This window comes from Pseudomonas sp. GD04158 (assembly GCF_029834875.1).
GTDB classification, from domain to species: domain Bacteria; phylum Pseudomonadota; class Gammaproteobacteria; order Pseudomonadales; family Pseudomonadaceae; genus Aquipseudomonas; species Aquipseudomonas hydrolytica.
Window position 1 is genome coordinate 1 of sequence record NZ_JAODYT010000041.1, and the last position, 18,773, is coordinate 18,773.

The following is an 18,773-nucleotide window of genomic DNA, read 5'->3' on the forward strand; positions in this document are numbered from 1 at the left end:
ATCGAGCAGGCCGTCCTGTACCAGGCTCATGGCCAGCGGCAGCAGCAACTGCACGCTGCTGATGCCCGGCTCGGTGGCGGCGAAGGGCGCCAGCTTGGCGTCGCGCTCGTGCGGCTGGTGGTGGCTGGCGATGGCCGAGATCACCCCGGCCTTCACCGCCTCGCGCAGGCCGTCGCGATCAAAGCGCGAGCGCAGCGGCGGCTGCACGTGGTAGAGGCTGGAGAAATCGATCAGCGCCTCGTCGGTGAGGATCAGCTGGTACAGCGCCACATCGGCGGTCACCGGCAGGCCGCGGGCCTGAGCATTGGCGATCAGCTCGGCGCCACGGGCGCTGGTGATCTGGCTGAAGTGCGCGCGCACGCCGCTCTGTTCCACCAGCAGCAGGTCGCGGGCCAGGGCCACGGTCTCGGCGGTTTCCGGGATGCCGGCCAGGCCGAGGAAGCTGGCGGTCGGGCCTTCATGCGCCAGGCCGCCTTCGGCCAGGTCGGCATCCTGCGAGTGGAAGATCACCTGCAGGTCGAAGGTGGCCGCGTATTCCAGCGCGCGGCGCAGGGTGCGGGCGCTGCGGAAGTTGTCCAGGCCGTTGCCGAAAGCCACGCAGCCGGCATCGCGCAGGGCGACCAGCTCGGCCAGCTGCTCGCCGGCGAGATTCTTGCTCAGTGCGCCGATTGGGAAGACCTTGGTGTGCCCGGCTTCGCGGGCGCGATCGAGGATCAGTTCGGCCACCGCCGGGGTGTCCAGCACCGGCTTGGTCAGCGGCGGGCAGCACAGGCTGGTGACGCCGCCGGCCGCGGCGGCCAGGGTCTCGCTGGCAATGCTGCCCTTGCGGCTGTAGCCCGGCTCGCGCAGGGCCACCGACAGGTCGACCAGGCCGGGGGCGGCGATCAGGCCCTGGGCGTCGAGAGTCTTGTCGGCAGTGAAACCGGCCGGGGCCTGGCCGATGGCGGCCAGCTTGCCGCCGTCGATATAGAGGTCGGCGACCCGGTCCAGACCGCTGGCCGGGTCGATCACGCGTGCGCCGAGGATTGCGGTACGCATCAGTTGGCCTCCTCGGCGTTGAGTTGACGTTGGGCGTTCTGCCCGCTCATGGCCATCGACAGCACGGCCATGCGGATGGCGATGCCGTATGTGACCTGGTTGAGGATCACCGACTGCGGGCCGTCAGCCACCGCCGACTCGATCTCCACGCCGCGGTTGATCGGCCCCGGGTGCATCACCAGGGCATCGGGCTTGGCCAGCTTCAGGCGCTGCTCGGTGAGGCCGAACAGGCGGTAGAACTCGCCCTCGCTGGGCAGCAGGCCGCCCTGCATGCGCTCACGCTGCAGGCGCAGCATGATCACCACGTCGACGTCCTTGAGGCCTTCGTTGGCGTCGGTGAACACGCGCACGCCGTAGCTTTCCTCCAGGCCGATGGGTAGCAGGGTCTTTGGCGCGATCACGCGGATATCCGGGCAACCCAGGGTCTTCAAGGCCAGCATGTTCGAGCGCGCCACCCGCGAGTGCAGGATGTCGCCGACGATGGCCACCGAGAGGTTCTCGAAGTCGCCCTTGTGGCGGCGAATGGTGAGCATGTCGAGCATGCCCTGGGTCGGGTGCGCGTGACGGCCGTCGCCGCCGTTGATGATCGCCAGGTTCGGGCACACGTGCTCGGCGATGAAGTGCGCGGCGCCGGAGTCGGCATGGCGCACGACGAAGATGTCGGCGGCCATGGCCTCGAGGTTGCGCAGGGTGTCGAACAGCGTCTCGCCCTTGCTGGTGGAGCTGGTCGACACGTTGAGGCTGATGACGTCGGCCGACAGGCGCTGGGCTGCCAGTTCGAAGGTGGTACGGGTGCGCGTGGAGTTCTCGAAGAACACGTTGCACACGGTCTTGCCGCGCAGCAGCGGGACCTTCTTCACTGCGCGTGCGCCGACTTCGAGGAAGGAGTCGGCGGTGTCGAGAATTTCCGTCAACAGCTCGCGGGGCAGGCCGTCGAGTGAGAGGAAGTGACGCAGCTGACCTTGGTCGTTCAGCTGCAGCGGGCGCTTGGCGGCGAGTGGCGTCATCGCGGGGAGTCTCAGTTGGCGAGCGTCTGGAGTTCGAGGGTCAGCGGCGTGGGGCCGGACAATTTTACCCGCTCGTTGGCCGCCAGCGACAGGCAGGCGCCGACCACGTCGGGGCGGATCGGCAGTTCGCGGGCGCCCAGGTCGAGCAGGCTGACCAGGGTCACGCTGGCCGGGCGACCGTAGTCGAACAGCTCGTTCAGCGCGGCGCGGATGGTGCGCCCGCTCATCAGTACATCGTCGATCAGCACCAGGTGCTGGCCTTCTATCTCGAACGGCAGTTCGGACGGTTGCACCTGCGGGTGCAGGCCGTTCTGGGTGAAGTCGTCGCGGTAGAAGGACACGTCGAGCACGCCCAGCGCATCGTCGCGACCCAGGGCGGCAAGCAGGGCCTGAGCGACCCAGACGCCGCCGGTGCGAATGCCGATGAAACGCGGCTCAGCGATCTGGCGCTGGTTCAGGTGCTGGGTCAGGGCGCTGGCCATGGCCGGCAGCAGGTCGTTGGGGTTGGGTAGCATGGCGAAACTCCATGTGGCGGGCCGAGTCGCTCAGCCCGGACAGTTTTCCTCGAGCCAGCCCTGCAGCAGCAGAGCGGCGGCAATGGCATCGACGGGGCGCTCGCGGTAGCCGCCACTCTGGCCCTCGCGCAGGCGCTGGCCCTTGGCCTCGAAGGTGGTCAGGCGTTCGTCGTGGGTGTAGGCGGGCAGGTTGTAGCGGCCATTGAGGCGGCGGGCGAATTTCTCGGCGCGGGCGCTCATCTCGCTGGATGTGCCGTCCATGTTCAGCGGCAGGCCGACCACCACGGCGTCCGGCTGCCACTCCTTGATCAGCGCCTCGACGCGGTTCCAGTCCGGTACGCCGTTCTGCGCCTTGAGCACGCACAGCTCGCGGGCCTGGCCGGTGATCACCTGGCCGACGGCGACGCCGATCTGCTTGGTACCGTAGTCGAAGCCCAGCAGCAGGCGTAGCGGCTTGTCGCTCATCAGGCGTGCCCGGCCTGCGAGGTGAGCAGGCTGAGGTTGACCCCCAGGCGCGCCGCCGCCGCGTTGAGGCGTTGATCGTAGGGCAGGTCGAAGAGGATGCTGTTGTCGGCGGGGCAGGTCAGCCAGGCGTTGTCGGCCAGCTCCGCCTCCAGCTGTCCGGCTTCCCAGCCGGCGTAGCCGAGGGTGATCAGGTAACGGTCCGGGCCGATGCCGTCGGCGATGGCGAACAGCACGTCCTGCGAGGTGGACAGGCCCAGCTCACCCAGCTCCAGGGTGGCCTGGAACTGCATGCCGGCCGGATGCAGGACGAAGCCGCGATCGGTCTGCACCGGGCCGCCGGCGAAGATCGGCAGGCTGTGGCACAGCGCCGCCGGCTCTTCCTCGGGGCGCAGTTGCTCCATCACATCGGCCAGGTTGAGGCCGTTGGGCTTGTTGATCACCAGGCCCATGGCGCCCTGTTCGTTGTGTTCGACCAGGTAGGTGACGGTCTGCGCAAAATTCGGATCGGCCATGTGCGGCATGGCGATCAGGAAGTGGTGCTTGAGCGAGATGGGGGCTGAATTCTTCATGGCGCCTAGTTTGGAACGACAAGCCTCGGGCTACAAGCCATCCCGTAGGGTGCGCCGTGCGCACCGGCCACTGCTGTCGTTTGAAAAATGGTGCGCACAGCGCACCCTGCGTCGGGCCAGTGCCGTTGTCGCTAGTTGCTTGAAAGTCGATCGCCGCGCTCGAAGCGCCAGGTGCGGATGATTTCCAGACGGTCGATATCGGCCAGGTCGCCGGTGAAGGGGGCGTAGGGCGCGGCCAGGCGCACGATGCGCTGCGCGGCCTGGTCGAGTACCGCCTGGCCCGAGGACTCCAGCACCTGCACTTCATACAGCGAGCCATCGCGGTTGATCGACACCAGCAGGCGCAGGCTGCCGTAGATGCGCTGGCGACGGGCATCGTCCGGGTAGTTGAGGTTGCCGATGCGCTCGACCTTCTTGCGCCACTCGTCCTTGTACCAGGCGCCCTTGTCGCGCATGGTCGAGGCGGCGTTGAGGCGGTGGATCTTCGGGCGCTTGGCGTAGGCCTGAACTTCCTGCGCCAGCTCGGCTTCCAGGCTGGCGATTTCTGCCGACAGCTGGGCAGCGTCGAACACTGGCGCCGGGCGCGTTTCCGCAACCGGCTTGGCTTCCTCGCGCTTGACCGGTGTCTTCTGTTGCTGCGGTGCGCGCGTGGCGACGGCGGCCTTGGGCGCTTCCTGCCTGGTGGCCGGCTGCTGCGGGGTGGCGGGCGGCGTGACCTTGCGCACCTCGCTGTCCTGGAAGGGTGCCTGCTCGGTGGTCTTCGGTGCGGCGGCATGTTCCAGCGTGCCGCTACCCTGCTGGTTGTCCTGCGCGAGGAAGTCGGCCTCCTTGGGCTTTTCTTCGCTCTTGAAGGTGGAGAGGGTGATTTCCAGCGTCTTGCTGATTTCCGGCGGCGATTCCAGGGTGAATCCGACGCCCAGAATCAGCGCCACGTGCAACGCAGCAGCGAGAAACAGGGTGAACCCCAGGCGATCCGCCGGACGGACGGTGGCGGAGGACATGGTCGGTGGGGTGGCTGCTGCGTTCATCGCGTATCGGGTCTGCTTTCGAATGGGGCGCAGTCTGCCGGGTAGCGGTGGGCGCCGGCAAGTTGCAGGCGCCAGGCTGCCACCTGCGTCAAGCTTTTAGCCCGCGCTTGCTGGCAATGCAGTCCATCAGGCGTTCGCCGATGCGGGTGTTGAAGGCGGTATCGATCTCGCGGATGCAGGTCGGGCTGGTGACGTTGATTTCCGTCAGATGGTCGCCGATCACGTCCAGGCCGACGAAGATGAGCCCTTTTTCGCGTAGAGTCGGGCCGACTCCGGCGGCGATCTCGCGATCGCGTTCGGTCAGTGGGCGGGCCTCGCCGCGCCCGCCGGCGGCCAGGTTGCCGCGCGTTTCACCCATGGCCGGGATGCGTGCCAGGCAATAGGGCACCGGTTCGCCGTCTATCATCAGGATACGTTTGTCGCCATCCTTGATGGCGGGCAGGTAACCCTGTGCCATGATCTGTTGCCGGCCGTGTTGCGTGAGGGCCTCGAGAATCACCGACAGGTTCGGGTCGCCATCGCGGTGGCGAAATATCATCGATCCGCCCATGCCATCCAGGGGTTTGAGAATGATGTCACGGTGCTCATCGGCAAACTGGCGCAGAATGTCGGGACGCCGACTGACCAGGGTCGGTGGTGTGTATTGGGGAAACTGGGTGGCGAACAACTTTTCATTGCAGTCGCGCAGACTCTGCGGCCGATTGACCACCAGTACGCCGTCGCGCTCAGCCTGCTCGAGCAGGTAGGTGGAGTAGACGAATTCGTTATCGAAGGGCGGATCCTTGCGCATCAGGATCACGTCGAGTTCGGCGAGCGGCGTGTCCTGCTCAGCGCCCAGGGCGAACCAGCGTTGAGGATCATTGAACACTTCCACGGGGCGCATACGGGCATGAGCCACGCCGCGGGCCTGGTAGAGATCCTGCTGTTCCATGTAGAACAGCGACCAGCCGCGTGCTTGAGCGGCCAGCAACATGGCCAGCGAGCTGTCCTTCTTGAAGGAAATGCTGGCAATCGGATCCATGACGATTCCGAGACGAAGGCTCATGGGGGTAGAACTCCGCGAGATAGAGGGCGAAGGCCGGGCTGGCCGTGCCGAACGATAGCTGTCAGGGTGGCGCCGGCCGGGGCCTCGGTCAAGGGCTGGAGCTGCTCTGGCAGGCTTATAGATTGCATCTGGAGAGTGTGCTAAAAAGGCCCGACGATTGGGTCAAGCCCCATCGAAGACTGGGCCTCAGGCATACTGATAACGCGAATATAACGACTCACCGAGGCGATGGTAGGGCGAACATGGAACAGCATTCCGACGGTTTGAAAGTTATGGTGATCGACGATTCGAAAACGATTCGTCGCACCGCGGAAACTCTGCTGAAAAAAGTGGGTTGTGACGTCATCACCGCGGTCGATGGCTTCGATGCCCTGGCCAAGATTGCCGACACTCACCCCAGCATCATCTTTGTCGACATCATGATGCCGCGTCTCGATGGGTATCAGACCTGTGCCCTGATCAAGAACAACAGTGCTTTCAAGTCCACGCCAGTGATCATGCTGTCCTCCAAGGACGGCCTGTTCGACAAGGCCAAGGGGCGTATCGTCGGCTCCGATCAATATCTGACCAAGCCTTTCAGCAAGGAAGAGCTGCTCGGTGCGATCAAGGCTCACGTGCCTGACTTCACCCCGGTGGAACAAGCCTCCTGACGTTCCGGCCTGACGGCCGCACGCCACTTCTGTATTGGGAAACACCATGGCTCGAATTCTGATTGTTGATGACTCCCCGACCGAGATGTACAAGCTGACCGCCATGCTGGAAAAGCATGGTCATCAGGTGCTCAAGGCGGAAAACGGCGCCGACGGCGTGGCCCTGGCGCGCCAGGAAAAGCCCGATGCGGTGCTGATGGATATCGTCATGCCCGGCCTCAATGGCTTCCAGGCGACCCGTCAGCTGACCAAGGACGCCGAGACCAGCCATATTCCGGTGATCATCGTCACCACCAAGGATCAGGAAACCGACAAGGTCTGGGGCAAGCGCCAGGGTGCCAAGGATTACCTGACCAAGCCGGTCGACGAAGAAACCTTGCTGAAAACCCTCAATGCTGTGCTGGCCGGCTGATGCCGTGCTGGCCGCTAACTAAATAAAAAGAAGGCCAAGGCTGGCATGTCCGTGCAGACTCCTTTCCAGATTCTCCTCGAGATCGACCAGCGTTGTCGCGCCCTGGCGGCCGGCTTGCCGTCGCAACAGGCGGCGGTGCAGACCTGGAGCGGTATCGGTTTTCGCATGGGCGAGCGACTGTTCGTCGCTCCCATGGGGGAGGTGGGCGAAGTCCTGCACGAGCCGCGTTACACCCTGCTGCCGGGTGTGAAAAGCTGGGTCAAGGGGGTGGCCAACGTGCGTGGCCGCCTGTTGCCGGTGATGGACCTGTGCGGGTTCTTCGGCAATGAACTGTCGCCGCTGCGCAAGCTGCGGCGGGTGCTGGTGGTCGACCACCAGGAAATCTTCGCCGGCCTCACGGTCGACGAGGTTTTCGGTATGCAGCATTTCCCCGTGGATGCCTTTTCAGAACAACTGCCGCCCCTCGAGGCGAGCATTGCGCCGTTCATCCACGGTGTCTTTCAGCGGGAACAGCCCTGGTTGGTGTTCAGCCCTCGTGCGCTGGCTACCGATCCGGGCTTTCTCGATGTGGCTTACTAACAGATTTTCGGTTGGGTCGGTTCTGCCGACCCTTTGGCGTTACATGGGAACCGTAGTGCGGTCGGTCCAGGCGGGGGCCAGATAATGAAAAAACTCAATGCAGGCAATTTGTTGGCGGGGGCGCGCAGCAGTACGCTGATTGCAGCGCTGTTCGTCGTGCTCATCGTTTCCATCGTGTTGTTGTTCGCGAACTTCGCCTACATCAACACCCAGTCCAGCTACGATACCGAGTACATCAGCCACTCCGGTGAGCTGCGCGTACTGTCCCAGCGTATCGCCAAGGACGCCACCGAAGCGGCAGCGGGTACCGCCGCGGCCTTCGGGCTGTTGCGCGAAGCCCGTAACGACTTCCAGCAGCGCTGGGGCTATCTGACCGATGGCGATGCCAGCACCGGCCTGCCGCCGGCGCCGGCAGCCGTGCAGGCGCAGATGGCTGCGGTGCAGCAGGACTGGGATGCGCTGCGGCAGAACACCGACGCCATTCTTGCCAGTGAGCAGACCGTACTGTCTCTGCACCAGGTAGCCGCCACCCTGGCGGAAACCATTCCGCAGCTGCAGGTCGAGTACGAAGAGGTGGTCGACATCCTGCTGGAGAGTGGTGCACCGGCAGCCCAGGTTTCCGTGGCCCAGCGTCAGTCGCTGCTGGCCGAACGTATTCTCGGCTCGGTGAACAAGGTACTGGCCGGTGACGAAGACTCGGTCCAGGCCGCCGACATGTTCGGTCGCGACGCCAGCCTGTTCGGCCGCGTACTGGCCGCCATGCTCGAAGGCAATGCGGCGATGGAAATCAGCCAGGTGACCGACGAGGAAGCCCTCGAGCGTCTGGCGGAGATTTCCGAGCTGTTCGAATTCGTATCCGGTTCGGTGGACGAGATTCTCGAAACCTCGCCGGAACTGTTCCAGGTGCGTGAATCGGCGAACGCGATCTTTACCGTGTCGCAGACCCTGCTGGACAAGGCCTCGCAACTGGCTACCGGTTTTGACGACCTGGCCTCGGGGCGTGCCCTCAATACCCTGTTCGGCTACCTGCTGGGCGCCCTGGCGCTGGGCTCGATCATTCTCATCGGTCTGGTGATGGTGCGTGAGACCAACCGTCGTCTGGCCGAAACCGCCGAGAAGAACGAACGTAACCAGGCGGCGATTCTGCGTCTGCTCGACGAAATCGCCGACCTCGCCGACGGTGACCTGACCGTGGCCGCGACGGTAACCGAAGACTTCACCGGTGCCATCGCCGACTCCATCAACTACTCCATCGACCAGCTGCGCGACCTGGTGGCCACCATCAACCTGACCGCCGTTCAGGTAGCCGGTGCGGCCCAGGAAACCCAGGCCACGGCGATGCACCTGGCCGAGGCTTCCGAGCACCAGGCGCAGGAAATTGCCGGTGCCTCCGCGGCGATCAACGAAATGGCCGTGTCGATTGACCAGGTATCGGCGAACGCCTCGGAATCTTCCGCGGTAGCGGAACGTTCCGTAGCGATCGCCAACAAGGGCAACGAAGTCGTACACAACACCATCACCGGCATGGACAACATCCGTGAGCAGATTCAGGACACCTCGAAGCGGATCAAACGCCTCGGTGAATCGTCCCAGGAGATCGGTGACATCGTTAGCCTGATTAACGACATTGCCGACCAGACCAACATCCTCGCACTGAACGCCGCGATCCAGGCGTCCATGGCCGGTGATGCGGGCCGCGGCTTCGCCGTGGTAGCGGACGAAGTACAACGCCTCGCGGAACGTTCCTCGGCGGCGACCAAGCAGATCGAGGCGCTGGTAAAGACCATTCAAACCGACACCAACGAAGCCGTTATCTCCATGGAGCAGACGACTTCCGAAGTGGTGCGCGGTGCCCGCCTGGCGCAGGACGCCGGTGTGGCACTGGAAGAGATCGAGAAGGTATCGAAGACCCTCGCGGCCCTCATCCAGAACATTTCCAACGCCGCACGTCAGCAGGCCTCTTCGGCCGGCCATATTTCCAACACCATGAATGTAATCCAGGAAATCACCTCGCAGACGTCCTCGGGTACCACCGCCACCGCCAAGAGCATTGGTAACCTGGCCAAGATGGCCAGTGAGATGCGCAAGTCGGTGTCCGGCTTTACCCTCCCGGACGCCTGATAAAGGAGTGCGCTGGCTGCCGGCAGTCAGCGCAACACAGCCATGACCCAGGGCGAAGGTATGCAGTCAGCGGGCGTGTGGGCTTTGCGCCCGGTGACCGATATGTCGCAGGCCGATTTCCACGACTGGCAGGCGCTGCTCGAGGCGCGCACCGGCGTGGTGATCAGCGAGCAGCGGCGCGCCTTCCTGCAGACCAACCTGACCGCGCGCATGCGCGAACTGGGCGTGGCGGATTACGCCAGCTACTACCGCCAGGTAACCGATGGCCCGCGTGGCGCGGTGGAGTGGTCGACCCTGCTGGACCGTCTGACCGTACAGGAAACCCGCTTCTTCCGCCATCCGCCGTCCTTCGAAGTGCTGTCGCAGTATCTGCAGGAACGGTTGGCGACTGGTCTGGATAAACCCTGGGAACTGTGGAGCGTGGGTTGCTCCAGTGGTGAAGAACCTTACTCGTTGGCGATTCTGGCCGCCGAGGCTCTGCAAGGCACCGAGTCGCCCGAGCATTTCGCGGTGACCGGTACCGATATCAGTCAGGGCGCACTGAGCAAGGCCCGCGAGGGCTGCTACTCGGCACGGCGTCTGGAGCAGGTGAGCAGTGAGCTGCGCGAGCGCTACTTTTTCGCCCAGGCCGATGGACGTTTCAAGGTGGTACCGAGCCTGGCGGCGCGCGTGTGCTGCGCCAAGCTCAATGTGCTGGAACTGGCCAAGGCGCCAATGTCCGGCATGGATGTGATTTTCTGTCAGAACTTGCTGATCTATTTCCGCCGCTGGCGTCGCCGCGACATCCTCAACCGCCTGGCCGAGAGCCTGGCGCCGGGTGGCCTGCTGGTCGTGGGCGTGGGCGAAGTAGCCGGTTGGCAGCACCCGCAGTTGGTGCCGGTGGCCGACGAGCGAGTTCTGGCGTTTACCCGCAAGGGATAAGGCCAAGTTTATGAGTGGAGTGGCTATGGGTGATCGGCATGATTATGTCGCCCTGGAGTGGGTCAAAGGCGAGATAGGGGAAACCCTGAAGCAGGCGCGGCAGGCCCTGGAGGCGTTCGTCGAGAACCCGCAGGACCCCACGCGCATGCGTTTCTGCCTGACCTACGTGCACCAGGTTCACGGCACCTTGCAGATGGTCGAGTTCTACGGCGCCGCATTGCTCGCCGAGGAAATGGAGCAACTGGCCAAGGCGTTGATGGAAGGTCGCGTGGCCAACCAGGGCGAAGCCCTGGAAGTGCTGATGCAGGCCATCCTGCAGTTGCCGGTGTACCTCGACCGCATCCAGACCGCCCGCCGCGACCTGCCCATGGTGGTGTTGCCGCTGCTCAACGACCTGCGCGCCGCCCGCGGCGAGAAGCTGCTGTCGGAAACCAGCCTGTTCTCCCCGGACATGTCCGCGCGCCTGCCCGCGCTGCCCTCGGACAGCCTGGCGCGCCTGCGCACCGCCGAATTGCCGGTGCTGCTGCGCAAGCTGCGGCAGATGCTGCAGATGGCACTGGTCGGCGTGATCCGCAATCAGGATCTGGCCACCAACCTCGGCTACATGGCGCGTGTTTTCGCACGCCTGGAAACCCTGTGCAAGGACGCTCCGCTGGGCAGCCTGTGGCAGATCGCCTCCGGTATGGTCGAAGGCCTGGCCAACGGCAGCGTGGTCAACGGCACCTCCGTGCGCACCCTGCTGCGTCAGGTCGACAAGGAACTCAAGCGCCTGGTCGAACAGGGCGCCGATGGCATCAACCAGTCTGCGCCGGATGAACTGACCAAGAACCTGCTGTTCTACGTGGCCAAGGCGCCGGCGCAGTCGCCGCGTATCCGCGCCCTCAAGGAACAGTACCGTCTCGACGAAGCGCTGCCGGACACCGAAGTGGTGGACGAAGAGCGTGCCCGTCTGGCCGGCCCCGACCGCGACGCCATGCGCTCGGTGGTCGCCGCGCTGTGCGAGGAGCTGGTACGGGTCAAGGACAGCCTGGACCTGTTCGTGCGCAGCGATCGCAGCCAACCCGGCGAGCTGGACGCCCTGCTGGCGCCGCTCAAGCAGATCGCCGATACCCTGGCGGTGCTGGGCTTCGGTCAGCCGCGCAAGGTCATCCTCGATCAGATCGACGTGGTCCACAGCCTGTCCCTGGGTCAGCGCGAGCCCAACGACGCGGTGCTGATGGACGTCGCCGGTGCGCTGCTCTACGTCGAGGCGACCCTGGCCGGTATGGTCGGTCCGAGCGACGACAGCCAGAACGAACAGAGCCACCTGCCGACCACCGACGTGGCGCAGATCCACCAGCTGGTGATCAAGGAAGCGCGCAATGGCCTGGAGCAGGCCAAGGACGCGATCATCGAGTTCATTGCCTCGCAGTGGAACCACGAGCACCTGGCGCGCGTACCCGAGCTGCTGACTCAGGTCCGTGGCGGCCTGGCGATGATTCCGCTGCAGCGCGCTGCCGACCTGCTCAACGCCTGCAACCGCTATATCCAGGAACAGCTGCTGGCGCGCAAGGCCGTGCCCAACTGGCAGAGCCTGGACACCCTGGCCGATGCCATCACCAGCGTCGAGTACTACCTCGAGCGTCTGGCCGAAGACCATGGCACCCAGGGCGATCTGATTCTCGACGTGGCCGAGGAGAGCCTGGAGGCCCTGGGTTACCCGCTCAAGGAGAAGCCTTCGATCCTCGACCGCGTCGAACCGCAGGCAGAACCCCTGGCACCGCTGGCCGACCCGCTACAGGAGATCGAGCTGCTGAGTGCCGAGGACGAGCATCTCGAAGAGCCCCTCGCCGAGATCGAGCCGCTGGCCTTTGAGCCGGGCGAGACGTCCGGCGAAGCCGTTGCCGATCTCGCACTGCCCGATGCCGAGCCCGAACTGCCGGCCGCCAGCGAGACGGCCGATACCTTCACCTTCGAGCTGGAAGAGCTCGAGGAGCTGCCGGCGCTGCAGGCTGAGGAGAGCGTTGCCGCGCCCTTGCTCGATGCCGAGTCCGAGCCTGCGCTGGAACTCGAAGAACTGAGCCTGGATCAGCTGGCTGCAACGCCACAGTGGGACGAGCTTGAGCTGGCGGAGCTGGAATTGCCGGAAGTCGAACTGCCCAGCGCCCCCGAGCCCGAGGTCGAGGCGCCGGCCGCAGAGAAGCCGCTGTCGATGGCCGATGTGATGGCCGCGCCGGTGCAGGCGATCAACCCGCCTGCCGCCGATGTGCCGCCGAGCCTGCTGCCGCCGCCGGCGGACGAAGAGCCGGTGGATGAAGAGCTGCTGGAAGTCTTTATCGAAGAAGTTGGCGAGGTGCTGGAAACCATCGCCGAATACCTGCCGCAGTGGCAGGCCGATACCGACAACAAGGATGCGCTGATCGAAGTCCGTCGCGCCTTCCACACCCTCAAGGGCAGCGGGCGCATGGTGCGTGCGCTGATCATCGGCGAGCTGGCCTGGTCCATCGAGAACCTGCTCAATCGCGTGCTGGATCGCAGCATCGCTGCAAGCGAGCCGGTGCAGCAGGTGGTGCTCGACGTGGTGGCGTTGATGCCGGCGCTGGTCGAAGAGTTCGCCGCCAAGGCGCAGCGCCAGCGCGACGACGTCGACCTGTTGGCCGCCACCGCGCATGCCTTGGCCAAGGGCCTGACGCCCCCAAAATCTGACGCCCCGGCCGCCGAGCAGGTAGCCGAGCCCGCGGGCGTTGCCGAGGCTACCGCTGCCGTCGAGGAGGGCGAAAGCCTCGTCGACGAACTCACCGACGTCGGGCTTCACGGGGGTGAGACCCTCGATGGCGAATCCCTCGAGGGTGAGCCCCTCGACCCGCAGTTGCTGGAGATCTTCCGCAACGAAGCGGAAACCCATCTGGACACCCTGGTGGGCTTTCTCGCCGACTGCGCGCAGGAATTGCCGCAACCGGTGACCGATGACCTGCAGCGCGCCCTGCATACGCTCAAGGGCAGCGCTTACATGGCCGGCATCCTGCCGGTGGCGGAAATTGCCGCGCCGCTGGAGAAGCTGGTCAAGGAGTTCAAGACCAACCTGATTCAGGTGGACCTGTCCGCTGCCGAGCTGCTCAGCAGCGCCGAGCGGCTGTTCCGCGCCGGTCTGGAGAATCTGGAAAGCCAGCCATTGGCTGCCATCCCCGGCGCCAGCGAGTTTCTCGCCCGCGTCCAAGCGCTGCATCAGGAGCGGCTCGCCAACCTCGAAGACGAGCGCATGGCGCAGCACGGCGAAAGCCGTGACCCGCAACTGATCAGCATCTTCCTCGCCGAAGGCATGGATATCCTGCTGGACGCCGAGGACCTGCTGCGCAAATGGCGCGAGCATCCGTCCGAGCGCCAGGAACTGTCCGCGCTGCTGGAGGAACTGACTACCCTCGGCCGTGGCGCCGAGATGGCCGAGCTGCCGCAGATCGACGAGCTGTGCGAGGCTCTGCTGGACCTCTACGGCGCCGTCGAAGAGGGCAGTCTGGCGGTCAGCGAGCGCTTCTTCGACGAGGCGGAAAAGGCCCATGAAGCGCTGATCGGCATGATGGATCAGGTCGCTGCCGCGCTGCAGGTCAGCGCCCAGCCCGAGCGCGTTCAGGCGCTGCGCGACCTGCTTGCCGAAGCCATCGACCCGGCGACCCTGGCGTTGCTTGCCCCTGGCTCGGAAGGCTTCGAGGTCATCGAGCTGGACCAGGCCACCGCCGCGCTGGAGCACAGCGAGGCGATGCCGGAGGCGCAGGAGCCGACGCTGGAGCTTGTCTCGTTCGAGCAGGCGCAGGACAGCATTGCCGAGCCCGAGCCCGAGCCCGAGCCCGAGCTGGAAGCGGGTTTCGATCCCGTCGAGTCCGACCTCGATGAGGAAATGGTGGAAATCTTCCTCGAAGAGGCGGTGGATATCCTCGAGAGCGCCGGCCAGGCCCTGGAGCGCTGGCTAGGCGAGCCCGACAACACCTTGCCGCTGTCGTCGCTGCAGCGCGACCTGCACACCCTCAAGGGCGGTGCGCGGATGGCGGCGATTCGTCCGATCGGCGATCTCGGGCACGAGCTGGAGTCGCTTTACGAAGGGCTGGTCGACCGTCGTTACAACTATTCTGCTGCGCTGGGTGACCTGCTGCAGCGTAGCCATGACCGCCTGGCGCAGATGCTCGATCAGTTGCAGGCGCGTCAGCCACTGGTTTCCGGTGATGACCTGATTCAACAGATCCGCACGTTCCGTCAGGGCGGTTCGGCCGCCGTGGTCGAGCCTGTTCACGAAGCGCCAGCGGCGCCGGCGGTTGTCGAGCTGGACGAGTTCGAAGTAGAAGAGCTGCCACCTCTGGCTCTGGTCGAGGATGAAGACGTACTCGACGAGATTGCCGAGGTGCCGCTCGACGACGAGCCGACGCCAGCCGAGCCTGTTGCGGAGCTGCCGCTTGACGCATGGGTGGTGGAAGAACTGCCAGCGCTGGAGGACGCTTCCGTCGAACCCGAACCCGAACCCGAACCCGAACCCGAACCCGAACCCGAACCCGAGCCCGAGCCCGAGCCCGAGCCTGCGGCGCCGGCCAGCTGGCACGAGGAGCGCGACCCGGAGCTGGTGGAGATCTTCCTCGAGGAAGGTTTCGACATCATCGACAGCGCCGGCGGTGCCCTGCAGCGCTGGATGGCCGACGTCGACAACAGCCTGGAGCTGGAAGCCCTGCAGCGTGACCTGCACACCCTCAAGGGTGGTGCGCGCATGGCCGAGATTCGCGAGATCGGTGATCTGGCGCACGAACTGGAGTTCCTCTACGAAGGCCTCTGCGGCGGTCGCCTGCGCGCCAGCCCCGAGCTGTTCGCCCTGCTGCAGACCTGCCACGACCGCCTGGCTGAGATGCTCGATGCCGTGCGCGGCCAGCGCGCGGTGCCCTCCGGCGATGCGCTGATCGAGACCATCAAGCGTTTCCGCGCCAACCCCGACGAGCAACTGAGCATGCCTTCGGCCGTGCAGCTGAAGGCCGTGGTCGAGAGCGACGACGCGGAAGAGGCCGACAGCGATATCCTCGATATCTTCCTCGAGGAGGGCGACGACCTGCTCGAGGCGATGGAAGCCGCCATGGGCCGCTGGGAAGCTCAGCGCGACGATAGCGCGGCGGTCGATGAAATGCTGCGCATCCTGCACACCCTCAAGGGCGGGGCGCGACTGGCCGGGCAGAAGCGCCTGGGCGACATGAGCCATGACCTGGAGCAGCACCTGAGCGAAGCGCTGCAACAGGGCGCTCCCTGGCCGGAAAGCCTGTTCCTCGACGTGCAGTCCGGCTTCGAGGGCCTGCAGAAGGAGCTCGATCAGCTGCGTCAGCGTCTGAGCACCAGCCTCAACGAAGCGGCGCCAGCGCCTGAGCTGCCCGTCGAGCCGCAGCCGGCAACGATGCCGACATTGGTCAACCCGATCATCGCGGCCAGCGAACAGCCTGCCCAGGTACAGTCGCCCAAGGTGTTGCCGTTCGTACGGCGCGCCGAAGAGGCGGCTGCCGAGGCCGCGTCCCGTCGTGCTCCGCAGGAGCTGGTCAAGGTTCCGGCCGAGCTGCTCGAAGGCCTGGTCAACCTGGCGGGTGAAACCTCGATCTTCCGGGGCCGCGTCGAACAGCAGGTCAGCGACGTCAGCTTCACCCTGAGCGAGATGGAAGCCACCATCGACCGGGTGCGCGATCAGCTGCGCCGCCTCGATACCGAGACCCAGGCGCAGATCCTCAGCCGCTATCAGGCCGAGGCCGAGCGCGCCGGCTATGAGGACTTCGACCCGCTGGAAATGGACCGCCATTCGCAACTGCAGCAGCTGTCGCGCGCGCTGTTCGAATCGGCTTCCGACTTGCTCGACCTGAAGGAAACCCTGGCGGCGAAGAACCGCGATGCCGAGACCCTGCTGCTGCAACAGGCGCGGGTCAACACCGAGCTGCAGGAAGGCCTGATGCGCACCCGCATGGTGCCGTTCGACCGCCTGGTGCCGCGTCTGCGTCGCATCGTGCGGCAGGTGGCCGGCGAGCTGGGCAAGCAGGTCGAGTTCGTCGTCGGCAACGCCGAAGGCGAGATGGACCGTACCGTGCTCGAGCGCATCGTCGCGCCGCTGGAACACATGCTGCGTAACGCCGTCGACCATGGCATCGAGCCGACCGAGGTGCGTCGCGCGGCCGGCAAGCCCGATAGCGGCACCATCCGCCTCGATCTCGGCCGCGAGGGCGGCGACATCGTTCTCACCCTGGTCGACGACGGCGGCGGTATCCGCCTGGAGGCCGTGCGGCGCAAGGCCATCGAACGTGGCCTGATGGATGCCGACAGCGACCTGAGCGATCACGAGGTGCTGCAGTTCATTCTCGAGGCTGGGTTCTCCACCGCCGAGAAGGTCACGCAGATTTCCGGGCGCGGCGTCGGCATGGACGTGGTGCATTCGGAGGTCAAGCAGCTCGGCGGCTCGATGAGCATCGACTCGACGGTCGGCCAGGGCACCCGCTTCACCATTCGCCTGCCGTTCACCGTGTCGGTCAACCGCGCGCTGATGGTCTACTCCGGTGAGGATCTGTACGCCATCCCGCTGAACACCATCGAAGGTATCGTGCGCGTGTCTCCGTACGAGCTGGAGGCCTACTACGCGCCGGATGCGCCGCGTTTCGAGTATGCCGGGCAGGCCTACGAACTGAAGTACCTGGGCGACCTGCTGAACAACGGTCAGCAGCCCAAGCTGGTGGGGCAGAGCCTGCCGCTGCCGGTGATTCTGGTGCGTTCCAGCGAGCACGCGGTGGCGGTCCAGGTGGACAGCCTGGCCGGCTCGCGCGAAATCGTGGTGAAGAGCCTCGGTCCGCAGTTCGCCGGGGTGCACGGCATTTCCGGTGCGACCATCCTCGGTGACGGCCGCGTGGTGGTGATTCTCGACCTGCTGGCGACCATCCGCGTGCTGCATGCGCACCTGCAGAACCAGCTGACCCCGCGCCTGGCTTCGCGCCAGCTGGCGATCAGCGAGGAAGTCGAGGTCGACCGGCCGCCGCTGGTCATGGTGGTGGACGATTCGGTCACCGTGCGCAAAGTCACCAGTCGTCTGCTCGAGCGTAACGGCATGAACGTGATGACTGCCAAGGACGGGGTGGATGCCATCGCCCAGCTGCAGGAGCACAAGCCCGACATCATGCTGCTGGATATCGAGATGCCGCGCATGGACGGCTTCGAGGTGGCCACCCTGGTGCGCCACGACGAGCGCCTCAAGGATCTGCCGATCATCATGATCACCTCGCGTACCGGTGAGAAGCACCGTGAGCGGGCCATGACCATCGGCGTCAACCAGTACCTCGGCAAGCCCTATCAGGAATCCTTGCTGCTCGAAACCATCGCGCAGTTGGTCGATAGTCAGCGGGGCAAACGGACATGACAGACAAATCCGCGGCACGTATCGCCGTAATCGCCGACACCTCGCTGCAGCGCCATGTGCTGCAGCAGGCATTGGCCGGTGGCGGTTACCAGGTGGTGCTCAACAGTGACCCGGCGCGCCTCGACGAGGACGCGCTGGCGGCCTGCGACACCGACCTGTGGCTGGTGGACCTGGCCCAGTCGGAAGACTCGCCGCTGGTCGACAGCCTGCTGGAGCGCGCCAGCGCCCCGGTGCTGTTCGGCGAAGGCCACGCGCCGGAGCGTCATTCGGAAAACTATCCGCGCTGGGAGCGCAGCCTGTTCGGCAAGCTCAAGCGCCTGGTCGGTGACCCGACCCAGGCGGTCGGCCCGAGCCTGCAGGCGCTGCTCGACGAGACGCAACGTCCGGCGCGTTTGGAGTTGCCGCAGGCATTGGCCGACACGCCTTTCAAGGCGGGTGAGCCGGCGCGCCAGGTCTGGCTGCTGGCCGCCTCGCTGGGCGGTCCGGCGGCGGTCAAGGCATTCCTCGATGCGCTGCCGGGCGGGCTGCCGATCGGCTTCCTCTATGCCCAGCATATCGATGCCAGTTTCGAGGCGGCGCTGCCGCAGGCCGTGGGCCGGCACAGCCAGTGGCACGTCAATACCGCGCGCCACGGCGATCCGGTGCGTTGCGGCGAGGTGGTGGTGGTGCCGATCGCCCATGAGATGGGCTTTGCCGACGACTGCGCGATGCAGATCAGCGAGCGCGGCTGGCCCGAGCCCTACAGTCCTTCCATCGACCAGATGATGCTCAACCTGGCGCAGCAGTTCGGCGCCCAGTGCGGGGTCATCGCCTTCAGCGGCATGGGCAGCGACGGCAGCGCGGCCGCGGCCTACGTCAAGCGCCAGGGCGGGATCATCTGGACCCAGCGCGGCGACAGCTGCGCCTGCCCGAGCATGCCCGACAGCCTGCGCGAGGGTGGTTACAGCAGTTTCAGTGCCGATCCGCGCGAGCTGGCCGTGGCTCTGGTCAATCACCTGGCCGAACATTGCAGTTGATCGGGCCCTGCCCGCCTAGGACG

14 protein-coding genes are annotated in these 18,773 nt (G+C 65.5%); 7 read left to right on the forward strand and 7 right to left on the reverse strand.

Annotated features, from left to right (window positions below):
* The 7 genes from N7333_RS15625 to gshB form a co-directional block, all read right to left on the reverse strand.
* Positions 1–1,038 (reverse strand): dihydroorotase (locus N7333_RS15625; protein WP_279859061.1); only part of this gene is annotated, 1,038 nt, incomplete at its 3' end.
* Positions 1,038–2,045: an aspartate carbamoyltransferase catalytic subunit gene (locus N7333_RS15630; RefSeq protein WP_129481948.1), complete on the reverse strand. Its 1,008-nt coding sequence runs from the start codon at positions 2,043–2,045 to the stop codon at positions 1,038–1,040. The genes N7333_RS15630 and N7333_RS15625, both read right to left, overlap by 1 nt.
* An 11-nt stretch (positions 2,046–2,056) precedes the next feature.
* Positions 2,057–2,560: a bifunctional pyr operon transcriptional regulator/uracil phosphoribosyltransferase PyrR gene (gene pyrR / locus N7333_RS15635; protein WP_129481947.1), complete on the reverse strand. Its 504-nt coding sequence runs from the start codon at positions 2,558–2,560 to the stop codon at positions 2,057–2,059.
* Positions 2,561–2,590: 30 nt separating this feature from the next.
* Positions 2,591–3,028, reverse strand: coding sequence for a Holliday junction resolvase RuvX (gene ruvX / locus N7333_RS15640; protein WP_129481946.1), 438 nt, complete (start codon positions 3,026–3,028; stop codon positions 2,591–2,593).
* A complete protein-coding gene (locus N7333_RS15645; RefSeq protein ID WP_004373137.1) occupies positions 3,025–3,594 on the reverse strand; it encodes a YqgE/AlgH family protein in 570 nt (189 codons plus the stop codon). Before N7333_RS15645 ends, ruvX begins: the two co-directional genes overlap by 4 nt.
* Before the next feature lie 131 nt (positions 3,595–3,725).
* Positions 3,726–4,622, reverse strand: a complete 897-nt coding sequence (locus tag N7333_RS15650) for an energy transducer TonB (protein ID WP_096827606.1) — start codon at positions 4,620–4,622, stop codon at positions 3,726–3,728.
* A gap of 88 nt (positions 4,623–4,710) precedes the next feature.
* Complete coding sequence (gene gshB, locus N7333_RS15655; protein ID WP_129481945.1) at positions 4,711–5,667, reverse strand: glutathione synthase; 957 nt, start codon at positions 5,665–5,667, stop codon at positions 4,711–4,713.
* Between the two features lie 242 nt (positions 5,668–5,909).
* Here gshB and pilG point away from each other — a divergent pair, with 242 nt between their 5' ends.
* The 7 genes from pilG (at position 5,910) to N7333_RS15690 (ending at position 18,750) form a co-directional block, all read left to right on the forward strand.
* Entirely contained in the window at positions 5,910–6,317 is a 408-nt protein-coding gene (gene pilG, locus N7333_RS15660; RefSeq protein ID WP_004373132.1) for a twitching motility response regulator PilG, read from the forward strand.
* A 46-nt stretch (positions 6,318–6,363) separates the two neighbouring features.
* The gene (gene pilH, locus N7333_RS15665) at positions 6,364–6,729 is read left to right on the forward strand and encodes a twitching motility response regulator PilH (protein ID WP_004373130.1); all 366 of its coding nucleotides are present in this window, start codon (positions 6,364–6,366) and stop codon (positions 6,727–6,729) included.
* Positions 6,730–6,774: 45 nt separating this feature from the next.
* A complete protein-coding gene (locus N7333_RS15670; protein ID WP_004373128.1) occupies positions 6,775–7,308 on the forward strand; it encodes a chemotaxis protein CheW in 534 nt (177 codons plus the stop codon).
* Positions 7,309–7,392: 84 nt separating this feature from the next.
* Positions 7,393–9,429: a methyl-accepting chemotaxis protein gene (locus N7333_RS15675; RefSeq protein WP_004373125.1), complete on the forward strand. Its 2,037-nt coding sequence runs from the start codon at positions 7,393–7,395 to the stop codon at positions 9,427–9,429.
* 60 nt (positions 9,430–9,489) lie between these two features.
* The gene (locus N7333_RS15680) at positions 9,490–10,350 is read left to right on the forward strand and encodes a protein-glutamate O-methyltransferase (RefSeq protein WP_129482042.1); all 861 of its coding nucleotides are present in this window, start codon (positions 9,490–9,492) and stop codon (positions 10,348–10,350) included.
* Between the two features lie 25 nt (positions 10,351–10,375).
* Positions 10,376–17,734, forward strand: coding sequence for an Hpt domain-containing protein (locus tag N7333_RS15685; protein ID WP_279859062.1), 7,359 nt, complete (start codon positions 10,376–10,378; stop codon positions 17,732–17,734).
* Positions 17,731–18,750: a chemotaxis protein CheB gene (locus tag N7333_RS15690; RefSeq protein ID WP_129481943.1), complete on the forward strand. Its 1,020-nt coding sequence runs from the start codon at positions 17,731–17,733 to the stop codon at positions 18,748–18,750. The genes N7333_RS15685 and N7333_RS15690 overlap by 4 nt, the downstream gene beginning before the upstream one ends.
* The last annotated feature ends 23 nt before the right edge of the window (positions 18,751–18,773 follow it).